General features: G+C 68.1%; 16 protein-coding genes. 12 read left to right on the forward strand and 4 right to left on the reverse strand.

From position 1 onward, the window contains the following. Positions 1-22 precede the first annotated feature (22 nt). From VKG81_RS05340 to VKG81_RS05350, 3 genes are read left to right on the forward strand one after another with little or no spacing between them, the layout of a single operon-like run. Positions 23-1,168: an amidohydrolase family protein gene (locus VKG81_RS05340; RefSeq protein WP_324390395.1), complete on the forward strand. Its 1,146-nt coding sequence runs from the start codon at positions 23-25 to the stop codon at positions 1,166-1,168. Then, on the forward strand, positions 1,169-1,561 hold the full coding sequence (locus tag VKG81_RS05345) for a Rieske (2Fe-2S) protein (RefSeq protein ID WP_324390397.1): 393 nt from the start codon (positions 1,169-1,171) through the stop codon (positions 1,559-1,561). Position 1,562: 1 nt separating this feature from the next. Further along, positions 1,563-2,447, forward strand: a complete 885-nt coding sequence (locus VKG81_RS05350; RefSeq protein WP_324390399.1) for an alpha/beta hydrolase — start codon at positions 1,563-1,565, stop codon at positions 2,445-2,447. A gap of 26 nt (positions 2,448-2,473) precedes the next feature. On the opposite strand, the gene VKG81_RS05355 is transcribed toward VKG81_RS05350, so the two are convergent. Further along, positions 2,474-2,938, reverse strand: a complete 465-nt coding sequence (locus VKG81_RS05355; protein ID WP_324390401.1) for a hypothetical protein — start codon at positions 2,936-2,938, stop codon at positions 2,474-2,476. 36 nt (positions 2,939-2,974) lie between these two features. Between VKG81_RS05355 and VKG81_RS05360 the strand changes: the two genes are divergently transcribed. From VKG81_RS05360 to VKG81_RS05400, 9 genes are read left to right on the forward strand one after another with little or no spacing between them, the layout of a single operon-like run. Beyond that, a complete protein-coding gene (locus tag VKG81_RS05360) occupies positions 2,975-4,279 on the forward strand; it encodes an NADH-ubiquinone oxidoreductase-F iron-sulfur binding region domain-containing protein (protein ID WP_324390404.1) in 1,305 nt (434 codons plus the stop codon). After that, positions 4,276-4,575 (forward strand): ferredoxin, encoded by a 300-nt coding sequence (locus VKG81_RS05365; protein WP_324390405.1) that lies wholly within the window; start codon positions 4,276-4,278, stop codon positions 4,573-4,575. The genes VKG81_RS05360 and VKG81_RS05365 overlap by 4 nt, the downstream gene beginning before the upstream one ends. 58 nt (positions 4,576-4,633) lie before the next feature. After that, positions 4,634-6,340: a thiolase C-terminal domain-containing protein gene (locus VKG81_RS05370; protein WP_324390407.1), complete on the forward strand. Its 1,707-nt coding sequence runs from the start codon at positions 4,634-4,636 to the stop codon at positions 6,338-6,340. Then, on the forward strand, positions 6,337-7,230 hold the full coding sequence (locus tag VKG81_RS05375; RefSeq protein WP_324390409.1) for an alpha/beta hydrolase: 894 nt from the start codon (positions 6,337-6,339) through the stop codon (positions 7,228-7,230). Before VKG81_RS05370 ends, VKG81_RS05375 begins: the two co-directional genes overlap by 4 nt. Continuing rightward, the gene (locus VKG81_RS05380) at positions 7,230-8,048 is read left to right on the forward strand and encodes an NAD(P)-dependent oxidoreductase (RefSeq protein WP_324390411.1); all 819 of its coding nucleotides are present in this window, start codon (positions 7,230-7,232) and stop codon (positions 8,046-8,048) included. Before VKG81_RS05375 ends, VKG81_RS05380 begins: the two co-directional genes overlap by 1 nt. Then, entirely contained in the window at positions 8,045-8,839 is a 795-nt protein-coding gene (locus tag VKG81_RS05385; RefSeq protein WP_324390413.1) for an NAD(P)-dependent oxidoreductase, read from the forward strand. Before VKG81_RS05380 ends, VKG81_RS05385 begins: the two co-directional genes overlap by 4 nt. Before the next feature lie 29 nt (positions 8,840-8,868). Then, positions 8,869-10,071, forward strand: coding sequence for a cytochrome P450 (locus VKG81_RS05390; RefSeq protein WP_324390415.1), 1,203 nt, complete (start codon positions 8,869-8,871; stop codon positions 10,069-10,071). Then, positions 10,068-10,262: a ferredoxin gene (locus VKG81_RS05395; protein ID WP_324390417.1), complete on the forward strand. Its 195-nt coding sequence runs from the start codon at positions 10,068-10,070 to the stop codon at positions 10,260-10,262. Before VKG81_RS05390 ends, VKG81_RS05395 begins: the two co-directional genes overlap by 4 nt. Before the next feature lie 19 nt (positions 10,263-10,281). Continuing rightward, positions 10,282-11,040, forward strand: a complete 759-nt coding sequence (locus VKG81_RS05400) for an alpha/beta fold hydrolase (RefSeq protein WP_324390419.1) — start codon at positions 10,282-10,284, stop codon at positions 11,038-11,040. A gap of 72 nt (positions 11,041-11,112) precedes the next feature. Here the strand turns inward: VKG81_RS05400 and VKG81_RS05405 are convergent, their stop codons facing one another. The 3 genes from VKG81_RS05405 to VKG81_RS05415 form a co-directional block, all read right to left on the reverse strand. After that, the gene (locus VKG81_RS05405) at positions 11,113-11,403 is read right to left on the reverse strand and encodes a DUF1330 domain-containing protein (RefSeq protein WP_324390421.1); all 291 of its coding nucleotides are present in this window, start codon (positions 11,401-11,403) and stop codon (positions 11,113-11,115) included. Next, positions 11,404-11,610, reverse strand: coding sequence for a ferredoxin (locus VKG81_RS05410; protein ID WP_324390423.1), 207 nt, complete (start codon positions 11,608-11,610; stop codon positions 11,404-11,406). It abuts the gene before it with no gap. Next, positions 11,607-12,794, reverse strand: a 1,188-nt coding sequence (locus VKG81_RS05415; RefSeq protein WP_324390425.1) for a cytochrome P450, incomplete at its 5' end; no start/stop codon positions are given. The genes VKG81_RS05410 and VKG81_RS05415, both read right to left, overlap by 4 nt.

Genomic DNA, 12,794 nt, shown 5'->3' on the forward strand with positions numbered 1-12,794 from the left:
GCGAAACCAAGGGAAGACGACGATGTCCGTGACACACACCCAAGAGCGGGTCCCGGCCGCCGAGCGCGTCGCTGTGCGGTGCGTCGACTCGGATGTGCACCCCGTACCCAAGCGCGGTCAGCTGGTCGAGTACATCCCGGAGCCGTGGCGCAGCAAGTATTTCCTGAGCCGCCGGGTCGGGGACACCATCTACTACGACGCACCGGATTACGCGCATTCCTACGCCATGCGGGCGGACACCTTCCCGCCCGACGGCGAGTTTCCCGGCAGCGACCCCGACATGGCGTTCCGGCAGCTGATCATGGAGGCCGGCGCGGACCTCGCGATCCTTGAACCCACCCACGGGGAGGCGCGCCTTCCCGAGGCGACCGCCGCCTTCTGCACCGCGACCAACGAATGGCTGGCCCACCACTGGCTGGACAGCCACAACAACTGGCATCAGCGCTGGCGCGGCTCCATCTGCGCGGCGATCGAGGACCCGGAGGGCGCTGCCCGCGAGATCGAGAAGTGGGCCGGGCACCCGTACATGGCGCAGATCCTGATCAAGGCCGAGCCGCGACCGTCGTGGGGCGACCCGAAGTACGACCCGGTGTGGGCGGCGGCCACCAAGCACGACATCACCGTGAGCTGCCATCTGTCCCGCGGCCAGTACGACACCCTGCCGATCCCGCCGGTGGGTTTCCCCAGCTACAACCACGACTTCATGGTGACCTACTCGCTGCTCGCCGCGAACCAGGTGATGAGCCTGATCTTCGACGGGGTGTTCGACCGGTTCCCGACCCTGCGGGTCGTGTTCGTCGAGCACGCCTTCAGCTGGATCCTGCCGCTGATGTGGCGGATGGACGCCATCTACGAGGCGCGCAAGCCCTGGGTGGAGATCAGGCGCAAGCCCTCGGACTACGTGAAAGAGCACATCAAGTTCACCACCCAGCCGCTCGACTATCCCGACGACAAGACCGAGCTGACCCGCGCGTTCCGGTGGATGGAAGCCGACAGGATCCTGCTGTTCTCCTCGGACTACCCGCACTGGACGTTCGACGACCCGCGCTGGCTGGTCAAGCACCTCCCCGAGGCCGCCCGCGAGGCGGTGATGTTCCGCAACGGCATCGACACCTACCACCTGCCGGACACGGTTCCGGCCCTCGAGGGCCAAGTACGGGTGTTCTGAGTGCCCGAACGAGTCACGCAGCCCCGGCTTGCGCAGGGGCGCGAGCATGTCGTCGCCACCGTGGACGAAATCCCGCCCGGTACCCACAAATTGGTACCGATCGGACGACACGGCGTCGGCGTCTTCAACGTCAACGGCACGTTCTACGCGATCGCGAACTACTGCCCGCACGAGGGCGGGCCGCTGTGTTCGGGCCGCCCCCGCGGCCGCACCATCGTCGACGAAAGCGTCCCGGGTGACGCGGCCATGGTCCGCGATCTCGAGTTCATCTTCTGCCCCTGGCATCAATGGGGTTTCGAGCTCGCGACCGGAACCACCGCGGTGAAGCCGGAATGGAGCATCCGCACCTACCCGGTGCGGGTCGTCGGTGACGACGTACTGGTGCAGGCCTGAGATGCCCGCCCGGCGCGGCGAGCGCTCCGTTGAGATCAACGGCGGCAACGTCGTGTACGAAATCCTTGGTAGCACTGGCGATTTCATCGTCCTCACGCCCGGCGGCCGGTTCGGCAAGGACATCCCCGGGCTGCGGCCGCTGGCTCAGGCGCTCGTCAAGGGCGGCTACCGGGTGCTGCTGTGGGACCGGCCGAACTGCGGGGCCTCCGACGTCCAGTTCTACGGCCAATCCGAGTCGCACATGCGGGCCGAAACGCTGCACGGCCTGATCAACGCGCTCGACATCGGGCCGTGCATCATCGCGGGAGGCTCCGGCGGCGCACGGGATTCGATGCTGACGACGATGCTCTACCCCGAACTGGTCACCAAGCTGGCCGTGTGGAACATCGTCGGCGGGGTGTACGGCACGTTCGTCCTGGGCTCCTACTACGTGGTGCCCAGCATCCTCGCCGTTCGCGGGCTCGGGATCGACGGATTGCTGACCGTACGCGAGTGGCAGGAACGCATCGAGGCCAGCCCCGCCAACAAGCAGCGGATCCTCGATCTCGACGCCGACGAGTTCCTCAAGGTCATGCTGCGCTGGCTCAACGCTTTCGTGTCCAAGCCGGGCCAGACGATTCCCGGGGTGGACGACGGGATGTTCGACAACATCAAGGTGCCCACGCTGATCATCCGTGGTGGCGAAAACGACTGGGACCACCCCAAGCGAACCTCGCTGGAGGTGAACTGCCTGATCAAGGGCTCCGAGCTGATCGATCCGCCGTGGCCCGAGGACGCCTGGGAGCGCGCGGCCGAGAAGCGCGCGCAGGGCAAGGTGAAGCGCTTCAACATGTTCGACACCTGGGTGCAGGCGGCACCGCCGATCCTCGAGTTCCTGGACCGCTGACATCCATGGGTGCAGCGACTTGGGTGTCACGCGGTCCGGATGCGGACCTCGCAGTTGAGCGATGCCTCGAGGGCCGTGTGGATGCGGCTCTCGGGTATGCGTTCCAGGTCGGCCCTGCGCAGCGTCACGTACACCACGTCAAAACCCTGGCCGCCGGGTTCACGGCTGATGTCGCCGGACAGGCCGAACCGTTGCAGGACGCCGTAGGCGTCGTCGTCGGTCCCCCTGCTCAGGTAGGTCGTCACGCCGGCGGCGGGTTCGGTGCCGAACGCCTTGGCGCACAGGCTGATTCCGGTCTGTTCGGGGTGGCTTCCGGCGATCAGCAACTCAACCTGCCTGCGCCCGACCGGCATGGCCGCCAGATTGTTGTCGACGACGCCCACGCCGGCATCGCCGGCCAGTTCGCGAAGCGCCGCCATGCCGTCGGCCAGCCGCGCCGGACTGAGGTCGCCGGCCGGGTCGACATCCACCCGCACGACCGCAGTTCTCATGTGCGAAAGCCTAACGAGAAGCAGGAATAGACAGTCATGGACACAACGGCCGCGCCGAGAATGGACCTCACGGTCGCCGCCTGGCCCGGCGGTGCTCCGCGCCTGCTGCGCCAGTCCCCGGACGTCGAGGACTTCGACAAGTACGTGCGGGCCGGCGGCTATCGCCGCCTCGCCGAGCCGGACGACCTGCTCAGCGACGTCGAATCGAGTGGATTGCTCGGTCGCGGCGGCGCGGCGTTTCCCCTCGCGGTCAAGCTGCGCGCCGTGCGCGACGCCGGACGCCGGGGTCACGAGACGGTCGTCGTCGCCAACGGCGAGGAGGGCGAGCCGGCGTCCATCAAAGACCGGTGGCTGCAACGGCACCGGCCCCATCTGGTGCTCGACGGGCTGCGCCTTGCCGCCCGGATCGTGGACACCGATCACGCGTATGTGTACGTCTCGGACGCCGAGGCGGCGCGCTCGATCGACGCGGCGCTGGCGGAAGTACACGAAGCCCTCGGCGGACTCCGGATCGACGTGCACACCGTCGACCCCGGATACGTCGCCGGGGAGGAGACCGCCGCGGTGCGTGCGATCAACGGCGGACCCGCCAAGCCGACGGACAAGCCGCCCCGCCCATACCAGCAGGGGGTCGGCGGGCTTCCGACCCTGGTCAGCAACGTCGAAACGCTGGCCAACCTGCCGTACCTGCATCGACACGGGTCCCAGGCGTTCCGTTCCGAGGGGACGCCGATGTCGCCCGGCACGTTCCTGATGACCGTCACCGGCGCCGGCAGGCCCCCGGGCCTCTACGAGATCCCGCACGGGCTGGCGTTCCGGGACCTGCTGGCGATGCACGGCGTGCCGGCCGACGGGATCCGCGGGGTGCTGATGGGCGGGTATTTCGCGGGTCTGCTCAACCGCGACGTCCTCGACGCCACCCTCGACCACGAGACACTGCGCCGGCTGGGCTGCGCGCTGGGCTGCGGTGCCATCTCCGTGCTCACCCACGACTGCCCGGTCGCCGTCGCGGCTTCGGTGCTGACGTATTTCGGCCGGGAGAACGCCGGGCAGTGCGGCTCATGTTTCAACGGCACCGCCGCGATGGCCGCCGTCGCCGAGGCGCTGCGCGACGGCGTCGCGACGGACGAGGATCTCGCCCGGCTGGAGCGCTGGTCGGTGGTGCTGCGCGGGCGCGGCGCATGCGCAACCCTCGACGGCGCAGCGAACGTGGCAGCCAGCCTGCTCGTCCAGTTTCCGCAGGTGGTGGCCCGGCATCTGGAAGGCGATTGCCAGGCGTGCCGCGACGGCGCGTTCAGCGCGGTGCGGCCCTACGAGGTGGAGGCGGTGGCGTTGGCGTGAGGATCAAGCTCGATCGCACCATCTGCGACGGATTCGGCGCCTGCGCCAAGCGTGCGCCGGAGTATTTCTCGCTCGACGACTGGGGATACGCCTCGCTGATCGGCAACGGATCGGTACCCCAGCGGGACCGTGACGCCGTCATGCGGGCCCTGATGGATTGCCCGGTGCACGCGATCATCGAGCTGACCGGCGACGAACCGGTCCACGCCGAAGAACCGCCGGGCGGTGCGGACGTCGGGTCGGTGTCGGAACTCAAAACCGAGGAGAACGAAGCCGAGTGGGGTTTCACGCGCTGACAACGTAGATTCCTGATACCGGAAACTGGTAACGTGATTCTCATCACCGCTCAATGCGATGTCGCGCTGGAGGCTGCCATCACTCCCCTCATCCGCAGGACGCAATGTGGCTGACGCGCCGGGCCGGCCGTTGCCGTCGATCACCAGCGAAAACGAGTTCTTCTTCCGCTCCGGTGGCGACGGTGTGCTGCGCGTGCAGGAATGCACCCGCTGCAGCGCCCTGATCCACCCGCCTCAGCCGGTGTGCCGGTACTGCCGATCGCACGAGATGGGGGTGCGCGCGGTCTCCGGGAAGGCAACGCTGAGCTCGTTCACGGTCAACCACCGGTTCAGCCTGCCCGGTCTGGAGCCGCCCTACGTGGTGGCCCAGGTGGCGATCGTCGAGGATCCCCGCGTCCGGCTGACCACCAACATCGTCGAGTGCGACCCTGATGAGCTGGACATCGGCCAGCTGATGGAGGTCGTCTTCGAGAAGCTCGAGGACGTCTGGTTGCCGCTGTTCCGGCCGGCGGCCGAGGATGGCGAGCAACCCGCTCCCCTGCCCACGGACGAGATCGCGCCGGAGCGCTTCGGCGAGCATGTCCGCCCGATGCTCACCGAGGAGAAGTTCGAGGACAAGGTCGCGCTCACCGGGATCGGCATGTCGGAGATCGGCCGGCGCTTGATGGTCCCACCACTGTCGCTGACGGTGCAGGCCTGTGAGGAGGCGATCGCCGACGCCGGCCTGACCATCGACGACATCGACGGGCTGTCCACATACCCGGGCGGCGGTAATGTCGGCCCGTTCGGCGAGGGCGGCGTCACGGCGCTCGAATCCGCGCTCGGCATCCGGCCGACATGGCACAACGGCGGCATCGAGACATTCGGCCCCGGCGGATCGGTGATCGCCGCGATGCTCGCGGTCGCCACCGGGCTCGCGCGTCATGTGCTGTGTTTCCGCACGCTGTGGGAAGCCACGTACGCCGAGCTCGTCAAGCAGGGCAAGATCGCGCCGCCGGCCCGCACCGACAGCTGGTTTTTTCCCTTCGGCGCAGTCTCGGCGGCGCACACGCTGGCGCAGAACGCGCAGCGCCATTTCCACCGCTACGGGACGACCAGGGAAACGCTCGGCTGGATCGCCCTGAACCAGCGGGCCAACGCCCAACTCAACCCGACGGCCATCTATCGCAAACCGTTGACGATGGAGGACTACCTCGACGCGCGAATGATCACCACGCCATTCGGTCTGTACGACTGCGACGTGCCGTGCGACGGAGCCGTGGCGGTGATCGTGTCCCACGTGGACGCCGCACGCGACCTGGCCAAGCCACCCGTTTTCGTCGAGGCGGTCGGGACGCAGATCATCGAGCGGCTCGACTGGGACCAGAGCACGCTGACGCACGAACCGCAGGCCCTCGGGCAGGCGGCGCACCTGTGGACACGAACATCCCTGCGGCCGGACGACGTTGACGTCGCGGAGCTCTACGACGGGTTCACGATCAACTGCCTGTCGTGGATCGAGGCACTGGGCTTCTGCGGAATCGGGGAGGCCAAGGACTTCCTCGACGGCGGGACGAACATCGCCCGAGACGGCGTGCTGCCACTGAACACCCACGGCGGTCAACTGTCGCACGGCCGCACGCACGGCATGGGACTGGTGCACGAGGCCGTCACCCAGCTCCGGGGTGAGGCCGGCGAGCGCCAGGTCGCGAATGCCCGCGTCGGGGTCGTCAGCAGCGGCGGCCTGACCCCGAGCGGTGTGATCATGTTGCGGGCCGCCACGTGAGCGCGATCGATGCCGTGGTGCGCCGCGTCGCCGATGTCGACGGCGTCCCGATGTCTGCATTGGTCGCCGAAGCAGCGGAACCCCGCGCGCTCGTCGTCGCCCTTCACGGCGGCGGGACGACGTCGGCGTATTTCGACTGCCCCGGCCGACCACGGCTGTCGCTCTTGAGGATCGGCGCGTCGCTGGGGTTCACCGTCGTCGCGCTCGACCGACCCGGCTACGGCAGCTCCGCCGGATACCCGGACGCCATGGCACGCCCCGGGCAGCGGGTGGACCTCGCCTACCACGCCGTGGAGGGGCTGCTCGACCGGGCTCCGCGCGGTGCGGGCATGTTCCTGTTCGCGCACTCGCTCGGTTGCGAACTGGCGCTGCGGATGGCGACCGACGCGCGTGGTGCCGACCTGCTCGGCGTCGCAATGGCGGGCACCGGCCGTCGACACAACGCCGCCGCGCGAGCCATCCTGACAGCGCCCGACCACGACGAGATGCGCCGCGGGTTGCGCAGTCATCTGTGGCAGCCGACGCATCTGTATCCCCCCGAGCTCGTCGGCGGTGCCGCGATCTCCTCGGGTGGCGCCCCATACGAGTCCGTTGTCGTGAAAACCTGGGCGAGGCAGGAGTTTCCGGCTCTTGCAGCGAAAGTGAGGGCGCCGGTGCAGTTCATTGCCGGTGACCACGAGAACGTCTGGGAATCGGGTCCGGCGGCGCTGACCGACATTGCGGACATGTTCACGGCCTCTCCCCGCGTCGTCGTGGGTTTGCAGGCCGAATCCGGACACAATCTCAGCGTCGGTCTCAGCGCCGCGGCATACCACCTGAAGGTCCTGTCGTTCGCCGAGGAATGTGTCGTCGCGCGCAAGGGCGCCTGCGTCGAATCGGAGGCCTGTTGATGCGCGTCGGATTCATCGGGCTGGGCAGCCAGGGCGGGCCGATGGCGCGCCAGATCGTCGACGCCGGCTTTGACACCACGTTATGGGCGCGCCGCCCCGCGTCGCTCGAGCCCTTCACCGACACCGCCGCGAAGGTCGCCGGGTCACCGGCCGAACTGGGCGCGGCCAGCGACCTGGTGTGCATCTGCGTGGTCGGCGACGCCGACGTCGAGGAAGTTCTCGGCGGCGACACCGGCGTACTCGCCGGGATGACGGAAGGGGGCGTGGTCGCCGTGCACAGCACGGTCCACCCCGATACGTGTCGCAAGCTCGCCGAGACCGCTGCGGCGAAGCGTGTCTCGGTGATCGACGCGCCGGTCAGCGGCGGCGCCCCGGCGGTGGCCGAACGGCGGCTGCTGGTGATGGTCGGCGGCGATGCGGACGTGGTGGAGCGCTGCCGACCGGTGTTCGAGACCTACGCCAACCCCATCGTCCACCTCGGCGGTCTGGGATCCGGACAGGTGACCAAGCTGCTGAACAATCTGCTCTTCACCGCCAACCTGGCGACGGCCAAGACCGCGCTGGCGCTCGGCGAAGCGCTCGGGGTCTCCACCGCCAGCCTTACCGAAGTGATCACGCGCGGCTCGGGGACCAGCGCGGCTCTGAACAGCATCGCAGCGCTCGGCGGCAGGCTGGACACCCTCACCCAGGTCGCCGGGGCATTGCTGCAGAAGGACGTCCGGCTGGTGGCCGACCTCGCCGAGAAAGCGCACGCATCGCCGGGCGCGGTGCTCGACGCCGCCGACGCCGCCCTGAAGTTGATGGATCACCCACGGTGACGCGCGTCGGCTTCGTCGGAACCGGGCGCATGGGAGGCCCCATGGTCGCCCGGCTCGCCGGCGCGGGCCACCGGGTGCGCGCGCTGGGCCGGTCGGCCGACAGACGCGCCGATCTCAAAGAGCTTGGTGCAGAACCCGTCACCACCCTGGCCGAGGTGGCCGAGGTCGCCGATGTCGTCATTGTGTGTGTCTTCACCGACGAACAAGTCAACGAGATCTGCATGCAGGGTGAGCTGCTCGCCCGCATGCCCGGGCAATCCGCGCTGGTGGTTCACACCACCGGGAGTCCCCGTACCGTCGAGACGATCGCGGCCGCCGCGCCGCGGATCGACGTCATCGACGCCCCGGTCAGCGGGGGGCCGCACGACGTGGCGGCGGGACGTGTGACGTTGTTCGTCGGCGGCTCCGACGACGCCGTGGCCCGAACCCGTCCGGTTCTCGCGTGCTACGGCGACCCGATACTTCACGTCGGGCCGACGGGCGCCGGACAACGCGTCAAGCTGATCAACAACGCGCTTTTCGCCGCCCAGATCGGGCTCGCCGCCCAAGCCGTCCGTCTGGCAGCGCGGCTCGGGATCGCCGAGGCGACACTTCTGGAGGCACTGCCGCACGGCAGCGCCTCCAGTCGCGCCCTCGGCAGCATCGCCGCCGCCGGATCGGTTTCGACGTTCACCCACGCCGTGGGCGAATTCATCGGCAAAGACGTCGCCGTGGTCAGAAGGACCGTTGCCGAACTCGGCACCGATCTGGGCGTCCTCGACGACGTCATCAACGTCTCGACCGCCGTCTGAGGTTTCACCGCGCAGCTGAGGAGGATGCAATGACCAAGGCAAAGCTGGTTTTCGACCCGTTCTCGGAAGAGTTCTTCAACAACCCGTTCGAGATCTACCGGCGCATGCGTGAGGAAGCGCCGGTGTACTACGACGAGGAAGAAGATTTCTATGCGCTGACCCGCCACGAGGACGTGGCAGCGGCGTTCAAGGATTTCGGGACGTATTCGTCGGCCCGCGGATGCGATCTGGCCATGGTGAGAAGCGGCGAGGTCCCCCAGAAGTCGATCATCTTCATGGATCCGCCCGACCACCGCCACATGCGCGGCCTGCTCAACAAGGCGTTCACTCCCCGCGCGATCCAGTCGCAGCGGGAAACGGTCATCGAACTCATCGACCACTATCTCAGCGCGGCCGATCCCGATCAGTTCGATGTCGTCCAGGACTTCTCCGGCCCGTTCCCGGTGGAGGTCATCACCCGGATGGCGGGGATCCCGGAGGAGTGGCGCCAGCAGGTCCGGCACTGGATCGACACCAGCCTGCACCGCGAACCCGGGCAGACCGAGATGGGCGAGGCCGGCATGAAGGCCACCATCGACAGCGCAATGTTCTACTACAACCTCATCCAGGAGCGGCGCGCGAACCCGCAGGACGACATGATCAGCCGGCTGATCGCGGCGGAGATCCCGCGCGAGGACGGCCACACGGGCAAGCTCGACGACATCGAGATCACCGGTTTCGCAACGCTACTCGGTGGAGCCGGCGCGGAGACGGTGACCAAGCTGGTGGGGACCGCGGCGGTGGTCTTCGCGAAGAATCCCGACCAGTGGCAGAAACTGCTCGAGGACCGCAGCAAGATTCCCGCCGCAGTGGAAGAGCTGCTGCGCTACGAAGGACCCGTCCAGTACAACGTTCGCTACACCCTCGGGGAGGCCCGCCTGCGCGATGGCACGATCCCGGCGGGCAAGCCGGTGTTCCTGATCGGCGCCGCGGCGAACCGCGATCCGGAGGCGTTCACCGATGCCGAAAAGTTCGACATCGACCGCGACCGCAGCGAGGCGCAGAACCTCGGCCTCGGGTACGGAATTCACAGCTGCCTCGGCGCGGCCCTGGCCCGGATGGAGAGCGCGATCGCACTGGAGAAGCTGCTGGACTTCATGCCGCGCTACGAAGTCAACTGGGACGGGCTGGAACGCGTCCACATGCAGAACGTCGCCGGCTACTCCAACGTCCCGGTCAAGGTGTTGCGGTGAAGGTGCAAGTCGACTTCGGGCTGTGTGAGAGCAACGGGGTCTGCATGGGAATCATCCCCGAGGTGTTCCAGCTCGACGAGCAGGACTACCTCAACATTCTCGACGACGAAGTGACACCGGAAAACGAGCACGACATCCGCGAAGCGGTCCGCCAATGCCCGCGGCAGGCCATCTCCATCGTCGAGGACTGACCCCGGAGGGTCTCACACAATGCGATTCGTGTTCGTGCACGGCGGCTTTCACGCCGCATGGTGCTGGAGCCGGACAATTACCGAACTGGAACGGCTCGGCCACGAAGGCGTTGCCGTCGACCTGCCCGGCCACGGCGCCCGGGTAGACGAGGAGTCGACGCTGGCCAACCGGCGGGAGGCGATCGTCTCGGTGGTGCGCGCCGGCGACGTCCTGGTGGGTCACTCGGGCGGCGGCTTCGACGCGACGCTTGCAGCCGATGCCGCAACGGATCTCGTGAGCCACATCGTCTACCTGGCCGCGGCACTGCCCCGTGAGGGGCGCAGTTATCCCGAGGCGATGGCGATGCGTGACGCCGAGGACGGCGAGTTCGAGGCGGACGTCGGAGAAATGTTGGGGTACCTGCACTTCAGTGACGACGGCGCGATGACGTTCGCCGACTTCGAAGGCGCGTGGAAGTACTTCTACCACGATTGCGACGAGGCGACCGCGCGCTGGGCCTACGAGCGTCTCGGACCGGAGCGGTTCGGCGACACCACGATCACGCCGGTGTCGATTCCCCGATTCTGGGCCGCGGACCTGCCACGCAGCTTCATCCTCTGCCTGCAGGACCGGTCCATGCCTCGCTGGCTGGCCGACACCGTGGCGCGCCGGCTCGGCGTCGAGCAACTGACGATCGACACGTCCCACTCGCCGTTCATGAGCCGCCCGCGCGAACTCGCCGAGTTGCTCGTGCGCGCCACCACGACCACACCGGTCGGCCCGCTCGACCCCTACTGATCGGGCGCCGCGCGGAGATTACGCTGATCCGGCGCCGCGCGGAGGTTACGGCAGCCCGGCGCCGCGCGGAGGTTACGGCAGCCCGGCAACGATCACCGCGTTGCAGTCGGCCGCGGCCTGACGCAACTTGGCGGCCTTCTGGTACTCCTCGGACTCATACCAGGCGCGGGCGGCGTCCACCGACTCGAACTCCAGCACGACGGTTTGGTCGCCGTGCCAATCGCCTTCGAGCACCCGGGGCTGCTGATCGACCGACAGGACCGTGACGCCCTTCGTCATCGCCGCTGCCGCGGCCTTCGCGTAGGCGGCCATCCCCGCGGGATCCTTGATGGCCTCGGTGAGGATGACATATCCCTTCGGCATTCAGTCTCCCGTTGCCGGTGTGGTCTCGCTGATCGCCTGCTCGGGGCAGGACTCGATCGCCTCCCGGGCGGCGGCCTCCAAATCTTTCGGAACGTCGGGATCTTCCACCACCGCGTAGCCGTCGTCGGTCAGCGTGAACACCTCGGGGCAGAGCGTCACACACACGCCGTGCCCCCGACAACGCTGGTCGTCGACGCTCACCTTCATCGGCTCTTGTCCTGCGCGGGTGTGAACTCCAGATGCAATTCGGTAAGGCCGCGCAGGATGTACGTCGGAACGTACCGGTAGCGACGGTTACCCGCGGCGCCGTGCTTGCTCTCGGAGATCTTGATGTCGGTCGTCCGATCCAGGAGGCGCTCGATGCCCACCCGCGCCTCCGCCCGGGCCAGCGGTGCGCCGGGGCAGGTGTGGATGCCACGGCCGAAGGCCAGGTGCTGGCGGGCGTTCTTGCGCGCCGGATCGAACGTGTCGGGATCCTCGAAGCGGCGCGGGTCGCGGTTGGCGGCGCCGTTGCACACCATCAGCGTGGTGCCCGCCGCGAGGTCGGTCCGGCCGACGGTGGTCGGGACCCGGGACAGCCGGAAATCCCCCTTGACCGGGCTCTCGATCCGCAACGCCTCCTCGATGAAGTTCGGGATGCGGCTGCGGTCCTCACGCAGCAGCTGCTGAATGTCGGGGCGCTCGCCGAGCACCTTGAGCGCGGTCCCCAGCAGGCGCACCGTGGTTTCCTGACCGGCTGAAAAGACGTTGGTGGCAACGCGGGCGACGGCGGCAACGTCGGGTGTGGAGCCGTCCGGGAACTCGGCGGAGGCCAGGCCCGTCAGCACGTCGTCTCGCGGTGCGCGGCGGCGGTCCTCGATGTAGGAAGCGAATCGCCCGTAGAGGAACTCCAGCGGACTGTGCGCGAGCGCTTCACCCGTGCTGCCCACGCCGCCGCCGGCGTGGTGGCGGATGTTGTCGACGAACTCGTTTCGGTCCTCATCCGGCACGCCGAGCAGATCGGCGATGACCAGCAGCGTGAACGGTCCGGCGAAGCCCTTGATGAACTCGCCCTCCCCGGGTGGGAGGAACGTGTCGAGGACCTCATCGGCGAGCCGCCACATCGCGTCCTCGTTCTCCTTGAGGCGCTTGGGGGTGATCAACCGCATCAGCAACGAACGGTGGTTGGTGTGCGTGGGCGGGTCGAGCGTCGGCAGCTGGTCGCTGAACGGCAACTCGTCGCGGTGCTTCTCGATCAGCTCCGTGACGTCATCACCCTCGAGCGGAACCGGAAAGCCGGGGAACGGACCGGTCACCGCGATGCAGGAGGAGAACGTGTCGGCGTCGTTGTAGACCGCAACGGCCTCGTCCCAGCCCGTCACCATCGTCACGCCGTGGTGGTCTTCGCGGGT

Source organism: Mycobacterium sp. (assembly GCF_035314905.1).
GTDB lineage: Bacteria > Actinomycetota > Actinomycetes > Mycobacteriales > Mycobacteriaceae > Mycobacterium.